We start from the raw sequence: 18,725 nt of genomic DNA on the forward strand, positions 1-18,725 counted from the left end.
GTTTAGTCCTCGTGTCGTTTGTTCAGCTTTACGCCGTTTGGCAATGGCGTATTGTCCCATTCGCAAGTCACTTTGTAGTCGTCGAATGACTGGGGGAATTCGCGGCCTTCTTTCAAGCTCACTTTAATTCCCTCAAACAGTTTGTGGGCATGCGCGCAGCCGAGCCGCGCTTCGCGCTTGTTCTGCTCGGCATTGTTTGGCCCCTGTGTACCGATATGCTCGAAGTCGTATAGTCCGCGCACGACCATCTCGCCGCGCGCCGCCGAACGGTCATGCTCGAACATTTGCAATAGCGCTTCAAAGAGCAGCTTGAGATCATCGTCAGTAAATCCCGTGCGCTCGGCGAATGCGGGCGAGACATAACCCTTCGCCGCATAGAGCGCGTAAGGAACGATGTGCTTATTGCCCATCGTACGTTCTTTCGCGCGATCTTCTTCCTTTGTAACGGCGCAACGTGTGATGCTTATTTCGAGCGCATTTATTGAATGGAAAGACTGACCGAAAGTGAACTGCACTGGACCACGCACTTGTCCAAAAGCAGAGCCTTTCATTGGTTTTTCACCAGTGGAGATTACCGCTCCTAAAGCACGAATGTCATAGTACTCGCGGCACAACCATTTCATTGCTGCTTCAGCTTTACGCTCGTCTGTGACCTGAGTACCGATTTGGCCTTCAGCCTTTTTCACGCCCTCATTGATGCGCTCATTTAACACTGCACCCTGCTGGACGAAAATGTTGTAGCCATTGGCTTGTTCGTCCTCGCGTGCGGGGGCGAACTCCGTAATGTAGTTTCTGACTTTGCGTTTCAAGCAAACGTCCGAAACGATGCCGCGATTAGTATTCGGATCAAGGCGCGGCATATTGCCTGCATCCGGGTCGCCGTTGGGGTTGCCATTGGTGACTTCAAACAGCAGTAGAAAATCGTGGCGATTGGTCAGGGCGCTAGTCATTAATGGATTCTCCTTTCATATCAGTCTGTTGGGTGGCGGTTTGTGCTTTCTTCGCTTCCAAGTACTCTTGTCTTCCAGCACGTTCAGCAGCTTTCTGTTGATAAAAGCCGAGCGCGAATCGCCCTTGTGCTTGCAAATTGAAAGAGCGTGGAAATTGCGGCGGCAAGTTTGGCTGCGGTTGTTTGAAAAGTTTCGCGATGTCCTCGATTTTCTTCTTCAAGGATTCAGCTTTAGCCTTGCCCCCATCGCTGCGTGATAACTTTTTCAAGTGGTGTTGATGCAACCGCCACAGAATGCCAAAGGCGCTATTCGGAGCAGAAGAGGCGGTGCCGTAATAACGCTCCACAACGCCTGCGCCTTCCAGCTTGTAATCGTGCGCGGCCATTTGTAGGTCATCGAAAATCGCCAACAGCCTGCCACAGTTGTAGGCAGGGTCATCGGTTTCGGAAATAATCGGATCGATCATGCGACTCTTCTCCTTTTCATTGCGATTGATGACAAGCCTCAACAGGGCGAAGCGCGAGAGATTGTTCAGTGCAGACAAACCGTTCTTCGCCAAGTCTGATTTGAAGCGTTCCAAGATACGGTGCGCCAATAAGAGCGATGGCGCAGTACTTTCTAAAGCAGCGCGATAAAGCTGCGTTACAACTTCGGCCTTCAGGTCTTCATCCTTATACTTTCTATCGCTAGTGATTCTAAGCGTGGTTCTCGCGAGTGATTTTAAGGACAGTGGGATTTCTTCATCCCCAACGGCCCTGTACTCCGCTATTTGCAAGTCTTCAAACCAACATCGGAAATTCCTTACAGCTTGCTCGACTGTTTGTCGCATCCAGTGGCGCACAATGATGCGTCCTGCATTGCCCGTTAGCGTCACGCTGTAAAACTGATCCTCCTTCAATGGCGTGTAGTCAGCATCGCCCCTGAATGGCAGAGTCAGAAATGAACGCACAGCCTCCGGCTTTGGTTGCTCGAAAAGTTGCGCGAAGAGGTCATTGACGGCCTCACTTTCCTTTGCCCAAAAGCAAAGGGCCATGCCGCCAATTTTGAGTCGGTGTTTTTCGTTTGAAAGCAAGAAATTCAAGGCATTGCAATAGGCCCTTACCGCTTCCGAAGAAACCGGCGCGTTGAGACTTTGTTCAAGTCCATAAGACCAGAATGCGTCTTCATAAGCTGAAACCAGAAAGACCTCGGCCTGTTTTGTGCCCGGTACTTTTTTAATTTTTGGCAGGTGAGATTTTAGGATGGGAACATCATTCTTCCCTGTCACGAGGCACAAACCTTTGACAGCGTCTTTTTCTTTAGCATCTGTTTCTCGTGCGAAGGTTGTGCGCCAATGGGGGCGAATCACCGCTTCGTCGTCTAACAGCAGATGACCATCAACCTGAAAGATGAAATTGTCAGGCCCAAGTTTGATTTCCTTTCCAAGCGAATTTTTTATCCACCAACATGGCTCCTCGTTCTCATTTTCCTGATTCAGCCCCCAGCGTAGGAACGCAGGATTGACTGCATTAGGATTGTTTACATTTTGATCGCGGAATCTGAGTAGCGCCAAAAGTGAAGAGCTTTTTGTTTCATGTGCAGCTTGCTCGATTTGCTGCCAGAAATCTTTCTGTTTGGCCTTATTATTCGCCTCGATCCTTGCTCGCTTGGCTAAATCACCCGCAGCAGCATTTGGTTCTCTATCCAAACCAAACACGGCTTCCAATTCTCCAAAGAGAAACTCGGCTACTTGCCCGCTTCCTTTGGGACGACCTGTACGGGGAACCGTAAATTCTCTCCCACCTTTTTGCGGCCTGGGGTTCTCAATCAAGCCTGCACCTTCCAACGTGCCGTCGGCCTTAAGAGGGATCGTCCAACGCACGTACTTTTTCGTGAAAGCGGCTTCTTCAATTAGCTCGTCACGACAAGCGCGTTGGTAAAAGTCATAGAGTGCTTGTAAAAGCATATCAGTGCGTGCCTCCATTTTGGCGTATAAGCGTGATGCGCGACGGATGACATTCCATTACAGAGTCGCGCACGCGAGCGTGGAAGAAAGCAGCCAAAGGCTTGATGAACGTGCCTTCTTCTTCAGGTAGTGCCTCTTTCAAAAGCTTTTTCGCTTCGCCCTTGGATAACTGCGCCGCCCGTGTTTCACGTTCAAACTTGTAGGCCGTTTTCTCTGTTGCGCTCAACCAACGAAAACCCTTTGCACGGTCTTCTTGATCGAAGAGATCATAGAGCATCAAGCCCAAATCATCCTTACCCCAAGCCTGCCAGCCATCGCTCATCTCTGCGGCGCGGCGCTGAAGGGCTGTAGACGCATCTTCTTCCCAATCAAAGTCAGCAGCGAATTCGCGCATCCCAAGACAAGGGCGATGAAAACATTTGCCGCTTTTAGCGCGTCGAGTGACTTCATCGCGGTATTTCTGTACTTTCTGCCCTGTTTTCTTTCCGAGTTCAGTTAAACGCACTTCCGCTGTGATGATGTACTCGACGCCTTGTAAGGCAAGTGTATTGCGCTGCGTAAAATCGGTCGCACCGCCGCCCGCTATGATAGGCGTCACTTGCTTGCGCCCTTCCATCCAGCTACGTGCATTGGTGAGGCTGATGCGGGCCGTCACTTCATTGCGCTTGAATGAAATCCAAGCTCCGCGCCGTACCACACGCACGGCGTCAATCAGATAATACATTTGTGGTTCCCAGAAAATGGCTTCCAAGATGCCACGAGCCGCCGACGGTGTCATTAATGGATAACTGACGCGTTCGACTTTCATTTCCGGGCGTGTGAAGCAAGCCCAATCCCCCCACACACGCACGCTGATTTTATCCGTCATTGGTTGTAATCCTCTGTTGGTCGTTGATCTACAAGCACTCCCAAATTACTGTGATAGGAGCCTTGGTTGAGAACTTGCAATTCAAGCTTGCTGTTGAATAGCAATGGCTGTAACTGGCCATTCCTTTCTAGCTTTGTGTAATCGTCTTGTCGCACGTTGACTATAAAGCGTTGCAGTTTGCGCAAATCGTCGCGTGTAAAACGTGGTTGGCCTTTGGGCGTCTGTTTTTTTCTTAAATCATCGATGAGCTTAATAGCTCTGCCGTAAGGGACGATGACACCGATGCCATTATCGGAGATTACTTTGGCTGCGCTAGCAACCGTGCGAAAGTTGAAAGCTCTGCGCTCGTCTTGAATCTGCTGACCCGTATTGGCATTTTGATAGAGCCGTTGAAAGTAGGCTGCAAAGATGTGTGGGTCAGTCGCGAGGTGTTCCGCGCTGATCGTTGCGCCCTCAAGCATGGTTTGAGTGTGTTCTGTCCCGATGCGATAAATACCAGGAGGCGTGACGTTGTCTTGCGGCACGAAGACAATGACGTGCCCAAGTTTGCTCTCACCTTGCGTATTGCGTAAATTGCCTTCACGGTTGCAACGGCCTGCGGCTTGGACGAGCGAATCAAGTGGCGCTAGTGCGCGATAAAGCGTCGGGAAATCCAAATCAACGCCCGCTTCTACCAATTGCGTAGAAACAACTCTGCAAGGCAAACCTCGCAGCAATCGCGCACGAATGCTGTCTTCTTGAGGAGCTTGTATCGCACCGATCAAGTCAAAGCGATGCTCCGCGCACATTGCGGATGAAAGATGAAAGATGCTCGCTTCTTCTTCTTCGCGCAATTGACCGCGCAAAGCTTCCCACAAAGCGAAGGCTTGCTTGCGCGTATTGACGACGCATAAGACTTGCTTTGCCGCACTCATTTCATCAGCCAAACTTTGCCAACTGTGTGTTTGACCTGTGGGCGGCAATTCGTAACGCACGCGCCGCAATGTTTTGAACATCTCTTGCGTCTTTTCGGTGATCTCTGTGACCTCGCCTTCAGAAAAACCATTGGCCAAGTTGTACTGTTTGCGGAAAGCCGGTTGGGTTGCAGACGAGAACACGAAACTGACTTTATAGGTGTCACGGAGTTCGCGCATCACGCTCAATAGCGGATCCAGCAGATGCGCCGGTAAAGTTTGCACTTCATCCAATAAAACAACCGAGCGTGCTACGTTGTGCAGCTTGCGACAGCGTGAAGGCTTGTTAGCGAATAATGATTCGACAAATTGCACTGCGGTTGTGATTACTACAGGCGCATCCCAATTCTCTGCGGCTAACACGAGCGGTGAACGCGCCCGCGCCTCGCTGGTTTTCCTTTGCTCATCATCTTCCGACTTGATGACAACGGCGGAGTGATTTTCTATGACTAAGCCAATGTCCTGCGGATCGAGTATGCGCCGGTATTCCGCAGCATTTTGCTCTATGATGGATAGATAAGGAATGACCGCAATGACACGCCGCAAGTTGTGTTGCGCCGCGTGCCGCAAGGCAAAAGCCATACTGGACAAAGTTTTGCCGCCGCCCGTTGGCACGGTCAACGAAAAGAAGCCTTGCGGAAGAGTCGCTTTAGCTAAACACTCGTCGTAAATCTCATTGCGTAATGCGGCAAGTTCTGCTGCGCCATTATTTTCTCTGACAGCCTGTGCTTTGGCTTCTTTGGCGCGTTGCAGGCTTAGCAATAGCTCTTGCGTAAGGGTTGCGTCAAGCGGCGGCACTGTCGAGCGTTGACTTTGATAATGAGCTTCTGTGTCTAGAAAATCTGCATCCACTAAGGCCGAGAAAACCATTCGGACATAAAACTCCAGGCGCATTTTGTCGTCAAATCGCGGTTCATTAAGATCGGTCGCAACAGTGGTTAACTCTTGGTTGAAGCGCGCCTCTAATAAGCGCAAGTGGTCTTTGGTTTGATAGACAGGCTTATCAATCAATGCCTCTAATTCGACAAGATCATGCAAACCCGCATGATGTCCCGCAATGGCAAACGATGGAGCAATCCATCGCTTTTGTCGCGCTAATGCCGCGCCATAGACTGCATGATGCGTTTCTGCGCTGCTTTCGCGTTTGCCGCGCAAGTATTCCTGAAACTCATCGCGATACTTGCCAAGATCGTGCAGCAAGCCGGCCCATTGCGCGGCATCTGCCAGTTGCGGGTTGGCGGCCTCAGCAAATGCCCGCGCCAATGCACCAACCGATTGCAGATGCACGCTTAACAGGTGCGGCTCGCCTTTTTCATTCTCCGTGTGCGCAAGGAATGACATGAAAATCAACTCACTCAAATGGATGAACAGATTTTCGGGCCGTTGTGAGCCCGCATACAATATGCCTATCACGCCGCGATTGCAACGTCTTTTTCATTACTATTTCGCTTAATCGATCATTGCCGCGCCGCGGCCACATGGTTCATACAACAAGTCGCGGCGCGGCTGTCGGTTCAGCTTTATGACTGATCCGAAGGCGGCGTGGCTGCCGACTGCTTCGGCGCTTTGCGCCCTACCCGCTCGATATGCCGGGCGCGCTCCCACGCCACCAGCTCGCCCGGTTCGTTGTGGAATTTGTTGCGCGCAATCGAATCCGAGCGCCGCGCCGCGGTCATGCCGCGCCCGATCTCCGCCAACGAGACCGCCCTGCCGCAGCACGGCAATGGCAAATCAACCTGAGCGGCGCGATGACCGGCCACCTCGATTTTATGGAGGGATTATTTGACGCCGACGATCAGCCCTTGAAACACTCGGCGATTCTCTGTGCCCACTTCCTCGGCTTCGATGACTAACGCCCCTTCGGCAGAGACGCGCAGCACGAACTGAATCTGCGGCACGGCGCGCGGCTGCGGACGCAGGCCCGAGAGCTGAAACCTGCCGATGTGACGGTTCTGGCTGACGCTCTCGCTGTCGCCTTCGAGCAGATGAATCTCCACGGTGGATTGTCCGTCGAAGGCCGTCGAGAATACTTCGGCCATACTCGTAGGCAGTTCCGTGCCCTGCGGGATCAGGATGGTTGCGGTGTCCCCCACCGTTTCGATCCTTAGCGACCGCGCCAGCACCGGGGCGTTTCCTGACCTGGCCGCGCCACAGTAAACACACGCAGCCGAGGGATGATTACTGTAGAGGGTTGCTCCGCAGTTGGCGCATTTCATCATGTGGTCTCTTTCCATGCCGCATCAAATCTTGCGCCGCATCACCAGGTCGCGCTGGGCGTCTGACCCGAGCTGAAAAATATGCTCGCCGACTACCTCAAAGCCCCATCGCTCGTAGAACCTTTGGGCGCGCTCGTTATGCTCCCACACCCCAAGCCACATCGTCTCCGAGCCGGCGCTCTCGGCTTCACTGATGCAGGCTTGCATCAATGCCGCGCCGACGCCGCTGCCGATCAGGCCGCTGGCGACGTACAACCGGCACAGCTCAACCGGCTGATCCCCAGTTACGCAAGGCGGCGCGGCGCTCGATTGCAGCTTGGCATAGCCGGCGGCAGTTCCAGCGATCTCGGCGATGAAGAATGTCGTGTCGGCGTCAGCAATCTCTTGCGCCTGAAGCAATGGGCTGAAGGAGGCGGCAAGATAGGCCGCCATGTCTTCGGGCGTGGTATCGCCGATGAACGTGTCATAGAAAGTGCTGGCCCCCAGCTCGGCTAAGAGGCCGGCGTCAGCCGCGGTCGCAAGGCGGATTGAAGGCATGGCTTTCTCGCTCATCGTTCCAATACTACCATCTTGTTAAGCTTGGCTAGAAGAATAGCCACAATGGCACGAAGCCACAAAGATACACAAACCCGATGGCCGGCAAGGCATCATCGTTGACCTGTATAGCGTTGGAGATTCTAATGTTGTATTTGCTTGATGGCTTTGTTACTATCTCGCGCCGGAGGGACGGACGTGGCCGCGCAAACCAATCCCGCACAAACCGGCGACAATGATTTCGTCGAGCTAAGCGAAGACCTGTCGGCAAGCCCGCTGTGGAATGCCGATCTGGCCCCCGTGCCCATCGCCCGCCGCAACTGGACGACTTATAATTACGCCGCGCTATGGATCAGCATGGCGCACTGCATTCCGACTTACATGCTGGCGTCGAGCCTGATCGATCTCGGCATGAACTGGTGGCAGGCGCTGTTGACCATCCTGCTCGGCAACTCCATCGTGCTGGTGCCGATCCTGTTGAACTCGCATCCGGGCACGCGCTATGGCATTCCCTTCCCGGTCTTCTCGCGCGCCAGCTTCGGCACCATCGGCTCGAACCTGCCGGCGCTGATGCGCGCCCTGGTCGCCTGCGGCTGGTTCGGCATTCAGGCGTGGATCGGCGGCGAAGCCGTTCACACCTTGCTGCGCACGCTGTGGCCGGCGTGGGAAACCTTGCTCGGCGGCCCCATTCAATCGCCCGCCGCAATCGCCGGCCATACGCCGACCGAATATATCGCCTTCCTGCTCTTCTGGTCGCTCAACATCTACATCGTCTATCGCGGCATGGACTTGTTGCGCAAAGTCGAGAACTGGGCCGCGCCGTTCGTGCTGGTCATGGCGGCCCTGCTGCTGGTCTGGGTGCTGTGGAAAGCGCAAGGACTGGGCAACATCATGCACGGCGAGGACAAGTTCGGCAGCTTCGGCGCGTTCTGGAAAGTCTTCATCCCGTCGCTCACGGGCATGATCGGCTACTGGTCTACGCTCAGCCTGAACATGCCCGACTTCACGCGCTTCGGGCGCAGCCAGCGCGAGCAGGTGCTCGGCCAGACCGTGGCGCTGCCGACCACGATGGTCGTCTTTGCGGCGATGGGCGTCATCATCACTTCGGCTTCGGCCATCATCTTCGGCAAAACGATCTGGGACCCGGTGCAACTGGTCGGGCAGTTCACGCAGCCGGTCGTCGTCGCCGTTTCGATGTTCACGGTCGTCGTCGCGACGCTGTCAGTCAACATCGCCGCCAACGTCGTTTCGCCGGCCAATGATTTCGCCAACGCCTTTCCGCGCCTTATCACTTTTCGGCTTGGCGGGTTGATCACCGGCCTGCTCGGCATCGTCATGCAGCCGTGGCGCTTGCTGGCCGACCCGGCGGGTTACGTCTTTAAATGGTTGGGCGGTTATTCGGGCGGGCTCGGCTCGATTGCCGGCATCCTGATCGTTGACTACTGGCTGGTGCGCCGCAAGCAGTTAATCTTGCCCGACCTCTACAAAATCAGAGGCGCGTACAGCTACGCGGCGGGGTGGAACTGGCGCGCGGTCGTGGCCGTCTTGCTGGGGTGCGGGCTGGCCTGGGGCGGGCTGGTGATCCCCGCGCTCAAGCCGCTTTATGATTACGGCTGGTTCGTCGGCTTCTTCGCGTCGGGCGCAATCTACCTGGGGCTGATGAAGCTGACCGCGCCGGTCGAACCCGCCGCCGCACAGACGCAAGCGTCTTGATCTAAAGCCGTCATCATGTTTTCCTCTTTGTAGACCTTTAATCGATCATGGGGATTCGCATTCAGCAAAAGCTATTCGGTATCGCGCTCACCGCTCTGCTGTGCATGGCCTGTGCGCAACAACCGGTGACGGCGCAAGTCGTCGTCAAGCCGTCGCCCGCACCGGAATCCGTGCTGGCGGGACTCCGAAACACCGCGGCTTCGACGCGGCGCGAGACCGCCGACCAGCTCGGCGCGCTGCGCGCACGCAACGCCGTGCGCCCGCTGACCGCGGCGCTCAAAGACAAAGACGCCACCGTGCGCGAAGCCGCCGCGTTCGCGCTCGGACAGATCGCCGACCCGCTGGCGGCTGATGCGCTGATCCGCTCGCTCGTAGACAAAGACGCCGCGACGCGCGCCGCCGCCGCCTTTGCGCTCGGCATGATCGGCGAGCGCAAATCGCTTACGGCCATTGCCGGCGTGCTCGACGACCCGGACACCGGCGTGCGCTCGTCCGCGGTCATCGCCCTCGGCCTGGCGCAGGATGGCGAAGCGGTTGACGAGCTGATCCAGATGTTGGGCGACGTCAATTTCGACCCACGCTATGACGCCGCATGGGCGCTCGGCGAGATCGGCGACCCGGATGCCGACAGCGCCTTGCGCGAGACCGAAGCGACGATTGACGCGCTAAAATTGCCCGACCAGTGGCGCGAGGCTTACCGGCAGACGGTGCGCGCGGCGCTGGCCAACTTGCGCACCATCGAGCACGGCTCGCCGACGCGGCCGCGCCGCGCTACGGGGGTCATCCCTGAGCCGTTGCGTTATTCGAGCACGACACAGCCGGCGCGCTTGCGCCAGTCGGTCGCGGCAGCGCCTACGGAAAAAGCCTTGCGGGCTCGCATCACCGGCACGGTCGGTTTGCGCTTACTGGTCGCCGCCGATGGCCGCCCGGCGCGCGCTTATGTGATTCGCCGGCTGGGCTACGGTCTCGACCAGCGCGCCGTCGAAGCCGCCTTGCAGTATCGCTTCGAGGCGGCGACGCAGAACGGCTTGCCGCAATCGACCTGGGTCGATGTGGAAGTGAAGTTTTAACACGAAGAAGTCAGAAGTCAGGAGTCAGAAGTCAGAATAGAAGCGGCGGCGATAGCCGACTGCCTTTTCCATTCTGACTTCGGTCATCTGACTCCTGACTTCCAGGAGAGCGTTATGGCAAGAACGGTACGTTGCGGATTGATTCAGGCGAAGAACGCCTGCCCGATTGATGAGCCGATTGAAAAGATCAAGCAGGCGAACATCGAAACCAATTTGCGCTTTATCGAAGAGGCGGCCCGCCAGGGCGTGCAGATCATCTGCATGCAAGAGGTCTTCACGACCCCCTACTTCTGCGCCGAGCAGAACACGCATTGGTACGGAGCCGTCGAGCCCATCCCCGACGGGCCGACCACACGGCTGATGCAAGAGACCGCCAAGAAACACGGCATGGTGATCGTCGTGCCGATTTATGAAGAAGAGATTACCGGCGTTTATTACAACACCGCGGCGGTGATTGATGCCGACGGCAAGTACCTAGGCAAGTATCGCAAAAACCACATCCCGCACACCGCGCCGGGCTTCTGGGAGAAGTTCTATTTCAAGCCGGGCAATCTGGGTTACCCGACTTTTGAAACCGCCTTTGCGCGCGTCGGCGTCTACATCTGCTATGACCGCCACTTTCCCGAAGGGGCGCGCATCCTCGGTTTGAATGGCGCCGAGGTTGTCTTTAATCCATCGGCGACGGTTGCGGGGCTTTCGGAATACCTGTGGGAGCTTGAGCAGCCGGCGCATGCCGTGGCCAATGGCTATTTCGTCGGCGCCATCAATCGCGTCGGCCACGAGCAGCCGTGGGACATCGGCGAGTTTTACGGCAAGAGCTACTTCTGCAATCCGCGCGGCAAGATCATCGCCCAGGCATCGCGCGACAACGACGAACTGGTGGTCGCTGATCTGAACCTCGACGAGATTCGCGAGGTGCGCAACGTCTGGCAATTCTACCGCGACCGCCGCCCCGAAAGTTACGACCAAATCGTCAGCGAATGAAAGGAGAGAGCAGGAAGCAGGAAGCAGGAAGCAGGAGGCAGGAAGCAGGAAACTCGGATTGGACTTCGCTGCGACACACATCCGACTTGAAAGCTTACTGCCTCCTGCCTCCTGCCTCCTGCCTCCTGACCACTGATTTATGGAATTTGCGATCACCTTCAAATCCGACATGCCCTGCACGCGCATCGTGGCGCTGGCCCGTCAGGCCGAAGCCGCGGGCTTCAGTCATAGCTGGTTCTTCGACTCGCACGTCTTGTGGCAAGACCCTTACCCGCTGATGACGATGGTCGCTGCCAACACCGAGCGCTTGCACATGGGGACATGCGTGACCAACCCGGCGGTGCGCGATGCGACCGTGACGGCGAGCTTGCTGGCGACGCTCAACCGCATATCGGGCGGCCGCATGGACATGGGGATCGGTCGCGGTGACAGCTCGCGCCGCGTCATGGGAAAGAAGCCGACGACGCTTGAGCGGTTGGAAGAGACGGTGCAGGTGGTGCGCGACCTCTGCGCCGGCAAGAAGATCGAATACGAGGGCCGCGAGATTCAAATGACCTGGGCCGACAGCGGCGTGCCGCCCGTTTGGGTCGCGGCTTATGGGCCGAAGGCGCTGCGTTCGGCGGGCCGCGTCGGCGACGGCGTCATTCTGCAATTCGCCGACCCGGAACTGATTAAGTGGTGCCTCGGCTTTGTGCGCGAAGGCGCTGAAGAAGCGGGCCGTGACTTCTCAAAGATTCGCGTGATGAGCGCCGCGCCCGTCTGGGTGTCTGACGATCTGGCGACGGCGCGCGAGCATGTGCGATGGTTCCCTGCGCTGGTGTCGAACCATGTGGTCGATCTGGTGTCGCGCTACAAACCCGAAGAACTGCCCGCCGGCTTGACCGCTTACATACGCGACCGCAAAGGCTATAACTACCTGCACCACGCCGAAGTCGGCAGCTCGAATGCCGAGTTCGTCACCGATGACATCGTGGATCGCTTCTGTCTGGTCGGCCCGGCTGAAGCGCATGTCCGCCGCCTGCGCGAGCTGCAAGAGATTGGCGTGACGCAGTTCAACATCTATCTCATGAGCGGCGACGAAGAAGACACCGTCGAGGTCTATGGGCGCGAGGTCGTGCCGCAACTCAACCGCTAGCGCGGGCCGTGCGGCGCGAGAAGGAGAAGGCATGATGAAGATGCTCGGATTCGTTTTGATTTTGCTGGCCGCGCCGGTCGCGTATGGCCAGGATGCCCAGCAGGAGATTCAGGCTAAAACCAAAAAGTTCACCGAGGCGATTGTTTCAAAAGACCTGTCGGTGCTCGATCAAGTCTTCGAGAAAGACGCGACCAACATCTACTACGACATCAATGAAGGGCCGCTTGCGGGCTTTGATCGCTTGAAGCGCGTCTGGACGGCGGCGACGACTAATTATTCGATCACGCGCTTTGAGTTCAGCGACGACATGAAAATTCTGGTCAACGGTGACAACGCCGTGCAGACAGGCACATGGACGCAGACGCAAATGAGCAAAGCCGGGCAGAGCCGCGATATCAAGGGCCGGGCGACTGTCCTCTGGCGCAAGCGCGATGGCCAGTGGCGCGTCTGGCATTATCACGCCTCGATCACGCCGGGGCGCATGCCGCGCCCACCGCAATAATCAACCGATTGCGCTCACGCCAAGACGGCGGATACGCCGAGGAATTCGCCATAACGATTGGCCGCACGGGCGATGGCGCGGCGCGCGGCGGCGCTGAATTCTTCAAAAGGCGTCGGCATAATCACCACCGTGTCTTTCTTCAGCGTGCGCGTCCACAAGCCGACCAGCTGACCTTCCACGACCACCGCCGGGCTGAAGACGCCATTGCCTGTGTTCACACGTTTGGCGTACGACGGGTCGAGCACCGCGCTGCGGTCTTTGTAAGCGACCGTGTACTCATCATAAGGCGGCAGCAAGTGAGTCGCGGGCTGTGGCGCTTTTGATATTGTCATGGCAGGCGATAGCCAGTAGGTTTGCCCGTCACTCTTCTCTTGCGCGAGGTGCGACTTGGCCATCTCAATGCCGGCTCGCGCGTCTTTCGTCGTCAGCCCCGACCACCAGACATAATCTTGCACGGTGGCCGGGCCGTGGCTGGTGAAGTAGCGGCGCGCCAGTTCCGCCAGCGCCTCGTCGCGCGTCAGCCGCCTGGCCGCAGGCACCCACTCGTCGAGCAAGGCGAAGGTTGGCTGCTTGCCTTCGCGAGCGCCGAAACAGATCAGGCCTTCGAGCGCCAGCCGCGCCACGATGTGCAGGCCGCGCCCATCGGCGGTCGAAATCCCCGCCGCCTCTAATCGCTCGTAGACGCCGGCGCGCCGCAGGCGCTTACCCCCCGCGAGGGCGCGTGTCAGCGCCTTGCGGCAGCGCACAAAGACGCTTTCATCCAGGCCGAAATAGTGCTGGCGTGCCACGCTCGCGGCAATCACTCGCGGCGTCAGCAGCTCAAGCATCCAATGTACGTCTTCTGCGGCGACAAAATGCAGCGTGCGGCGCATCGGCCATGTGCGAACGATGGCGCGCTCGGCCAGGGCGCGCTCAATCATCTGTTCGGTGGCATTGGCGGTGCGCAGCCCGACGGCCCAGAGCCCGCCCGCGTAGTCTTGAGCCTGAACCGCGCCCATAAAGCGGACGGCCTCAGTGGGCGTGTCGAACTTTGTTCCCGTGAGGTGCTGGTTCGCCAATCGTAGGCGCACGATGTCAGAGTTTTTCATCCGTCTTCCGTGTGTTGATTTCGACGCGCCCGCGTCAGGTCGCTTTGCGCCACTTGCCTGCCTGTTCTTCTTCGGCAGACACGGTCGTCAAGTATTTTTCTTCTTTAAAGGGCTTGAAGCCGCGCTTGAGATAATTCGGCAGCGCCGCCGGGTCGTCGAGCGTGCAGGTGTGCAGCCAGACCCGAGTAGCGCCTTGCTGCCAGGCGCGTCGGACGGCTTCGCTCAGCAGATGCTTGCCGAGGCCGCGCCCCAGAAATTCTTGCAGCAGTCCGAAGTAAGCGACCTCTATAGAGCCGTCCGTGTGGCGCTCAAGCTCGAAGTAGCCCGCCGGCGCGCCTTCGACAACCATTATCCAGAGCGTGATCTCTGCCCGCGCCAGGTGCGCGTTGATCTCGGCGTCCGTCCACGGCAAACGATCCGTCCAGTGATAGAGCCGCCCGACTTCCGCATAGAGGTAGCGATAAAACGACGCCGGGCAATTGCGGACTTGCACGATCTCGGCGGGCGCTTGCGGGCCGGGCGCGGCGTTCAGCTCGGCGGCGCTCGTGAGCTGCAAATAGGTGCGCGTGACTTCGATCTGTCGGCCTTCGTTCATAGCGGTTCAACCGTAAAGCATGATGACCGAGCGATGGTAGCGCGCCGCCCCAAGCGACGGCAAGCGTTGGTGGGGATCGTTTTCGCTTGAATTCATGGTGTTGAATAAGGTACTAGCTATTTATGACGATTGTTGAGGCCCTGGCAGAATTGCGGGGTAACGAAACGAACATCCGGTTCGTTCGGCTGGTTGCAATTGCCACGGCGTTTTTTGGCAATCCCCGCAAGAAGGGCAGTCATTACATTTTCAAAATGCCGTGGCCTGGCGACCCGCGCATCAACTTGCAGAGCGAAAAGGGCAAGGCGAAGCCTTACCAGGTTCGTCAACTTATCAGTGCGCTTGAAAGACTCAAGGGGGAATAGTTATGGCGACCAAAAGCGAGCATGCAACGCAAGCACAACGTTATCTTTACAGCGTCGGATGGTCAGAGCCAGACCGGGCGTTCGTCGCGCGTGTCGCCGAATTCCCTTCCCTAGCCGCGCATGGCGATAGTCCGGAGGCCGCGTTGCAGGAGATCAGGTTTGTGGTCGAGGCAGTCATTGAAGACCTTGACCAATCCGGTGAACGCATGCCGGAGCCGACCGGAGATTATGAGCAGCTTGTGGTGGAAGTAGAATTCGAGGACCGCTGTGTCATTTTCATCGACGCGCAAATGGAACGATTGATTCAGATAGGGATGAAGAGAACCGGCAGGAGCCGCGAGACAATCATCGCAGACGCACTCCGGGCCGGGCTTGAGAGCAGAGAGCTTGAGTGTTGGACGAGCTTAAGGTCAAATGAGGAAGTAGAAAAGAGGAAAAGAGCGTGAGTCCGCCCGTTCTTAAAGTGGCGGACGAAACCTGTGAGTGCCGACAGCCTTCCATAATGAAACCACGTATTATTTATCTGCTCTTGCTCTGTCTGCTGGTATCGGCAGCCGGCTCGCAGGCCGCCGAGCTTTCGACCGGCAAGCTCATCGAGCGATACAAGAAAGCCGTCGGCGCGGGCGCTCTTAAACGTGTCAAAAGCACGCAGGCAACCGGCAGCGTCAAGATCGCGGATGGTCAGGCGGGCCGCTTCACTTATCAAGCGTCGGCCCCGGAAAGCCTGCGCATAGACATCGAAGCCGGCGCGTGGAAAAGCTCGGAATGCTTCAATGGCAAGTCGGCGTGGCGCTTGGACGCACGCGGCTTGCGCACGCTGCTGGGCGATGAGGCCAAACGCCTGCGCCTCGAAGCCGTGATCGCCAACTCGCATCTGCAAGACCTCTCGCGCTACAAGATTGCGCCGCAACCCCCCGCAAGAATCACGCTCGATGGCCGCGATGCCTATCGCGTCGAGTTTGTTAAAGAGAGCGCCGCCGCGCGGCTCTTCTTCGATGCGCGCAGCTTTCTCATCATCAAGCAGGAACGCGACACCGGCGACGGCTTAGAAGAGATATTCTTTGATGATTACCGCGCCGTTGACGGCCTGATGGAGCCGTTCGCGTGGCGCATCCGGCGCGGCACGACCGCAGCCGTCATCACGATTGATCGCGTCACCCACAACGCGGTTGAGCAGGCGGCGTTTCGTTACCCGCAAGCCGAAGACGCCCGCCCGCTGCCCGACCTTGAAACCTTGATGAAAACCATCGTCGCTCATCAGGAGCAGATCGAGGAGCTGCGCGAGAAGTACACCTTCAGCGAGATCGAGACCGAGCGCGAGGTAGACGACAAAGGCCGCGCCAAAGAGAAAGAGACGCGCGCTTATGAGGTCACGCCCGTGGGCGGTCGCTTTGTGCGGCGGCTGGTGAGCCGCAACGGCAAGCCGCTCTCGAAAGACGAGCAGGAGAAAGTAGACCGCCGCGTGCGGAAGGCCGCCGAAGATTTGATCGAAGCCAAAGAGAAGCGACGGCAGCGCGCGGAGGAGCGCGAGCGGCGCGAGAAGAACGACGAGGATGGCGAAGACGACCGCCGCCGCATGTCGATCCTCAGCTTCCTGCGACTGAGCGAGGTGACTTCGATGCGCCGCGAGATGTTTCGCGGCCACGAGGTGATCGCTTTCGATTTCGAGCCGAAGAAGAACGTCAAGACGCGCAACCGCGGCGAGGCGCTCGTCAGCAAGCTGATCGGCACGATGTGGGTGGACGAGGCGGCGCAGCAGATCGTCCGCGTCGAAGCGCGCTTGAGCGATTCGTTCAAAATCGGCGGCGGGCTGCTCGCCTCGCTGTCGTCGCAGTCGGCGGTGGTGATGGAACAAGAGAAAGTCAACGGCGAAGTCTGGATGCCTTCGTACGCCGAAGCCAACCTCGCGGCTCGCGTCCTTTTGCTCGCGAAGTTCAGCGTCAATGTCGTGACGCGCTACAGCGATTATAAGAAAGTCCGGGTCGCGAGCGAGTATGATCTAAGCAAGCCGAAGGACGACAAAAAGCCCGAAAAACAGCCCTGACGCAAGCTGGACAAGCCGTGAATGGCGCTGCTAGAATTTTCAGCTTTGACAAGCGGCGAAAAAGGCGACCGAGAGACAAGCGACGCGGATGGCGCAACGCCGCAAGACGATGCGGGCGGCGCGTTGACCGATTCCCTGGCGGTCGAGCGGCGTGTCTGGAACAACATCCTCGCGGTGCTCGCCTGCGCCATCCTGGTTGCCGCCATCTTTGCCGACCTGCATTTTCTGCTCGGCCTGATTTTGGGCGGCGGGCTGGCATTGTTAAACTACAGATGGCTGCATTCATCGCTGCGGGCGATTCTCGGCACAGGCAGCACGCACGCGCCGCCGGGAACTTCGATGAAATTCATCGTCCGCTGGCTGTTGATCGCGACGCTCGGTTGGGCGGCGAACCGAACAGGTTACTTTGACGCCGTCGGCATCCTCGCCGGTCTGTTTGCGCCGGCAGCGGCGGTGATGATCGAAGCGGCTTACGTGACTTATAAAACGCTGACGCGAGGCGACGGAGAACCATAACTCATGCTGACCGTGCTACTGGCATTCTTACAGGAAGGACACGCGCCGGCAGGCGAAGCGACGACCGCGGCGGGCGAGCATGCCACAGAGGCTGTGCAACACACCACCGAAGCCGCCGGCCCTCACGCCGAGCCGTGGATCGTCGAGCAGGTCAATCATCTGCTTGGCCCCACGGTGCTGAAGATCGAGCAGGCGATCATGCCGCCGATCTATGGGCTTTTTGGCAAGACCTGGCACGCGCCCGCGGCGGGCGAGCCGGTCATTGCCGAGCATGTCATCTGGGCGGTGCTGGCATTTATCATCGCTGTCGGCCTGGTACTGTACCTGCGCGGCAAACTCTCGGTGGATCGCCCATCGCGCGGCCAGCAATTGTTGGAAGTCACCATCGAGCAGCTTCGCGGCCTGCTCGATCAAGTGATCGGCCCTTATGGGCAGCGTTACCTGCCGGTGATCGGCGGCTTTGCGGTCTTCATTCTGATTAGCAATCTGATGGGTCAGATACCGGGGCTCGGCGCGCCGACCGAAAACATCAACGTGACGGGCGCGCTCGGCATCACCTCGTTCATCTACTACATCGCTACGGGCTTCCGTCAACAGGGGCTGCGCTATCTGAAGCACTTCACCGGCGGCCTGACCGGCGCGACGTTGTGGGCGATGGGCTGGATGATCTTCATCGTCGAGATCGTTTCCAACACCGTCAGGCCGGTGACGCTGTCGCTGCGCTTGTTCGTCAATATGTTTGCCGACCATAAGATTGGCGAAGCCTTTCTCGGCCTGGTCGCGCCGTTCGTGCCGATCTTCACCATCGTGCTGGGCATCTTCGTCGCCTTCGTGCAGACGTTCATCTTCATCATGCTGTCGATGGTCTACCTGTCAGAGACCGTGCCGCACGAAGAGCACGACCACGAAGACCACGGCCACGGTCGCGACGCCGTCGCCGAAGCACACTGATTCGATTTTGGTTTCATAGATGTTTGAAAGCGGGAGACGGTCGGGGCAGCTCATAGAGTGAGCGCACGTTGCTGCTGGAGCCTTGCCGATTAGGGGTGGCAAGCGTATACCGGGCGCGTGGAAATTATCCGCGGGCTGCGCCGTGACGGTCTCCTCCGGTTGATAACTTGAATCGCTCGACGAGGGCGAGGTGGCCGCAAACGTCCGCTTCATACGCTGTTCATACTTTTGTGACGTTTGCCGCGCTTGCCCTCTTGTGAGCGGTTCCGAACACGGCGGCTCGCCTGGGCCGTTGGAGG

At 57.8% G+C, this 18,725-nt stretch carries 19 protein-coding genes; 10 read left to right on the top strand and 9 right to left on the bottom strand.

Features of this window, described 5'->3' with window-relative positions; all coding sequences use genetic code 11:
* Window positions 1-2: 2 nt before the first annotated feature.
* The 7 genes from cas7c to VJ464_00260 all read right to left on the bottom strand — a co-directional run bounded on the left by cas7c (window position 3) and on the right by VJ464_00260 (window position 7,484).
* Window positions 3-950: a type I-C CRISPR-associated protein Cas7/Csd2 gene (cas7c, locus tag VJ464_00230; GenBank protein HKQ03527.1), complete on the bottom strand. Its 948-nt coding sequence runs from the start codon at window positions 948-950 to the stop codon at window positions 3-5.
* Window positions 943-2,895, bottom strand: a complete 1,953-nt coding sequence (gene cas8c, locus VJ464_00235) for a type I-C CRISPR-associated protein Cas8c/Csd1 (protein HKQ03528.1) — start codon at window positions 2,893-2,895, stop codon at window positions 943-945. Before cas8c ends, cas7c begins: the two co-directional genes overlap by 8 nt.
* Before the next feature lies 1 nt (window position 2,896).
* Window positions 2,897-3,763 carry a type I-C CRISPR-associated protein Cas5c gene (gene cas5c / locus VJ464_00240; protein ID HKQ03529.1) on the bottom strand — a complete coding sequence of 289 codons (867 nt, stop codon included), beginning with the start codon at window positions 3,761-3,763 and terminating at the stop codon, window positions 2,897-2,899.
* Window positions 3,760-6,057: a CRISPR-associated helicase Cas3' gene (gene cas3 / locus VJ464_00245; GenBank protein HKQ03530.1), complete on the bottom strand. Its 2,298-nt coding sequence runs from the start codon at window positions 6,055-6,057 to the stop codon at window positions 3,760-3,762. The genes cas5c and cas3 overlap by 4 nt, the downstream gene beginning before the upstream one ends.
* 179 nt (window positions 6,058-6,236) lie before the next feature.
* Window positions 6,237-6,413: a hypothetical protein gene (locus VJ464_00250; protein HKQ03531.1), complete on the bottom strand. Its 177-nt coding sequence runs from the start codon at window positions 6,411-6,413 to the stop codon at window positions 6,237-6,239.
* An 81-nt stretch (window positions 6,414-6,494) separates the two neighbouring features.
* On the bottom strand, window positions 6,495-6,950 hold the full coding sequence (locus VJ464_00255) for an Hsp70 family protein (GenBank protein ID HKQ03532.1): 456 nt from the start codon (window positions 6,948-6,950) through the stop codon (window positions 6,495-6,497).
* 6 nt (window positions 6,951-6,956) lie between these two features.
* On the bottom strand, window positions 6,957-7,484 hold the full coding sequence (locus VJ464_00260) for a GNAT family N-acetyltransferase (protein ID HKQ03533.1): 528 nt from the start codon (window positions 7,482-7,484) through the stop codon (window positions 6,957-6,959).
* Window positions 7,485-7,664: 180 nt separating this feature from the next.
* Here VJ464_00260 and VJ464_00265 point away from each other — a divergent pair, with 180 nt between their 5' ends.
* The 5 genes from VJ464_00265 (at window position 7,665) to VJ464_00285 (ending at window position 12,870) form a co-directional block, all read left to right on the top strand.
* On the top strand, window positions 7,665-9,179 hold the full coding sequence (locus VJ464_00265; GenBank protein HKQ03534.1) for an NCS1 family nucleobase:cation symporter-1: 1,515 nt from the start codon (window positions 7,665-7,667) through the stop codon (window positions 9,177-9,179).
* Between the two features lie 47 nt (window positions 9,180-9,226).
* Window positions 9,227-10,249, top strand: a complete 1,023-nt coding sequence (locus VJ464_00270) for a TonB family protein (protein HKQ03535.1) — start codon at window positions 9,227-9,229, stop codon at window positions 10,247-10,249.
* Between the two features lie 114 nt (window positions 10,250-10,363).
* The gene (locus VJ464_00275; protein HKQ03536.1) at window positions 10,364-11,233 is read left to right on the top strand and encodes a nitrilase-related carbon-nitrogen hydrolase; all 870 of its coding nucleotides are present in this window, start codon (window positions 10,364-10,366) and stop codon (window positions 11,231-11,233) included.
* A 139-nt stretch (window positions 11,234-11,372) separates the two neighbouring features.
* A complete protein-coding gene (locus tag VJ464_00280; protein ID HKQ03537.1) occupies window positions 11,373-12,368 on the top strand; it encodes a TIGR03842 family LLM class F420-dependent oxidoreductase in 996 nt (331 codons plus the stop codon).
* 31 nt (window positions 12,369-12,399) lie between these two features.
* Window positions 12,400-12,870, top strand: coding sequence for a nuclear transport factor 2 family protein (locus tag VJ464_00285; protein HKQ03538.1), 471 nt, complete (start codon window positions 12,400-12,402; stop codon window positions 12,868-12,870).
* A gap of 14 nt (window positions 12,871-12,884) precedes the next feature.
* Here VJ464_00285 and VJ464_00290 read toward each other — a convergent pair whose 3' ends face one another.
* The gene (locus VJ464_00290; GenBank protein ID HKQ03539.1) at window positions 12,885-13,958 is read right to left on the bottom strand and encodes a winged helix DNA-binding domain-containing protein; all 1,074 of its coding nucleotides are present in this window, start codon (window positions 13,956-13,958) and stop codon (window positions 12,885-12,887) included.
* 34 nt (window positions 13,959-13,992) lie between these two features.
* Window positions 13,993-14,553, bottom strand: coding sequence for a GNAT family N-acetyltransferase (locus VJ464_00295; protein ID HKQ03540.1), 561 nt, complete (start codon window positions 14,551-14,553; stop codon window positions 13,993-13,995).
* Between the two features lie 122 nt (window positions 14,554-14,675).
* Between VJ464_00295 and VJ464_00300 the strand changes: the two genes are divergently transcribed.
* From VJ464_00300 to atpB, 5 genes are read left to right on the top strand one after another with little or no spacing between them, the layout of a single operon-like run.
* Window positions 14,676-14,915 carry a toxin HicA gene (locus VJ464_00300; protein HKQ03541.1) on the top strand — a complete coding sequence of 80 codons (240 nt, stop codon included), beginning with the start codon at window positions 14,676-14,678 and terminating at the stop codon, window positions 14,913-14,915.
* 2 nt (window positions 14,916-14,917) lie between these two features.
* Entirely contained in the window at window positions 14,918-15,361 is a 444-nt protein-coding gene (locus tag VJ464_00305) for a type II toxin-antitoxin system HicB family antitoxin (GenBank protein HKQ03542.1), read from the top strand.
* A gap of 56 nt (window positions 15,362-15,417) precedes the next feature.
* Complete coding sequence (locus tag VJ464_00310; protein ID HKQ03543.1) at window positions 15,418-16,959, top strand: hypothetical protein; 1,542 nt, start codon at window positions 15,418-15,420, stop codon at window positions 16,957-16,959.
* Between the two features lie 21 nt (window positions 16,960-16,980).
* The gene (locus VJ464_00315) at window positions 16,981-17,475 is read left to right on the top strand and encodes an ATP synthase subunit I (GenBank protein ID HKQ03544.1); all 495 of its coding nucleotides are present in this window, start codon (window positions 16,981-16,983) and stop codon (window positions 17,473-17,475) included.
* 3 nt (window positions 17,476-17,478) lie between these two features.
* Window positions 17,479-18,426, top strand: a complete 948-nt coding sequence (gene atpB, locus VJ464_00320; GenBank protein ID HKQ03545.1) for a F0F1 ATP synthase subunit A — start codon at window positions 17,479-17,481, stop codon at window positions 18,424-18,426.
* Window positions 18,427-18,725 lie beyond the last annotated feature (299 nt).

This window comes from Blastocatellia bacterium (assembly GCA_035275065.1).
Classification (GTDB): domain Bacteria; phylum Acidobacteriota; class Blastocatellia; order UBA7656; family UBA7656; genus DATENM01.

What these genes read in the sequence shown, in the direction of transcription:
- VJ464_00315 (HKQ03544.1), top strand. Translation starts at nt 16,981, where the DNA reads ATGGCGCTGCTAGAATTTTCAGCTTTGACAAGCGGCGAAAAAGGCGAC.
- cas3 (HKQ03530.1), bottom strand. Translation starts at nt 6,057, where the DNA reads ATGTCATTCCTTGCGCACACGGAGAATGAAAAAGGCGAGCCGCACCTG.
- VJ464_00275 (HKQ03536.1), top strand. Translation starts at nt 10,364, where the DNA reads ATGGCAAGAACGGTACGTTGCGGATTGATTCAGGCGAAGAACGCCTGC.
- VJ464_00280 (HKQ03537.1), top strand. Translation starts at nt 11,373, where the DNA reads ATGGAATTTGCGATCACCTTCAAATCCGACATGCCCTGCACGCGCATC.
- cas5c (HKQ03529.1), bottom strand. Translation starts at nt 3,763, where the DNA reads ATGACGGATAAAATCAGCGTGCGTGTGTGGGGGGATTGGGCTTGCTTC.
- VJ464_00295 (HKQ03540.1), bottom strand. Translation starts at nt 14,553, where the DNA reads ATGAACGAAGGCCGACAGATCGAAGTCACGCGCACCTATTTGCAGCTC.
- atpB (HKQ03545.1), top strand. Translation starts at nt 17,479, where the DNA reads ATGCTGACCGTGCTACTGGCATTCTTACAGGAAGGACACGCGCCGGCA.
- cas8c (HKQ03528.1), bottom strand. Translation starts at nt 2,895, where the DNA reads ATGCTTTTACAAGCACTCTATGACTTTTACCAACGCGCTTGTCGTGAC.
- VJ464_00260 (HKQ03533.1), bottom strand. Translation starts at nt 7,484, where the DNA reads ATGAGCGAGAAAGCCATGCCTTCAATCCGCCTTGCGACCGCGGCTGAC.
- VJ464_00255 (HKQ03532.1), bottom strand. Translation starts at nt 6,950, where the DNA reads ATGGAAAGAGACCACATGATGAAATGCGCCAACTGCGGAGCAACCCTC.
- VJ464_00270 (HKQ03535.1), top strand. Translation starts at nt 9,227, where the DNA reads ATGGGGATTCGCATTCAGCAAAAGCTATTCGGTATCGCGCTCACCGCT.
- VJ464_00305 (HKQ03542.1), top strand. Translation starts at nt 14,918, where the DNA reads ATGGCGACCAAAAGCGAGCATGCAACGCAAGCACAACGTTATCTTTAC.
- VJ464_00290 (HKQ03539.1), bottom strand. Translation starts at nt 13,958, where the DNA reads ATGAAAAACTCTGACATCGTGCGCCTACGATTGGCGAACCAGCACCTC.
- VJ464_00300 (HKQ03541.1), top strand. Translation starts at nt 14,676, where the DNA reads ATGACGATTGTTGAGGCCCTGGCAGAATTGCGGGGTAACGAAACGAAC.
- VJ464_00285 (HKQ03538.1), top strand. Translation starts at nt 12,400, where the DNA reads ATGATGAAGATGCTCGGATTCGTTTTGATTTTGCTGGCCGCGCCGGTC.
- VJ464_00310 (HKQ03543.1), top strand. Translation starts at nt 15,418, where the DNA reads ATGAAACCACGTATTATTTATCTGCTCTTGCTCTGTCTGCTGGTATCG.
- cas7c (HKQ03527.1), bottom strand. Translation starts at nt 950, where the DNA reads ATGACTAGCGCCCTGACCAATCGCCACGATTTTCTACTGCTGTTTGAA.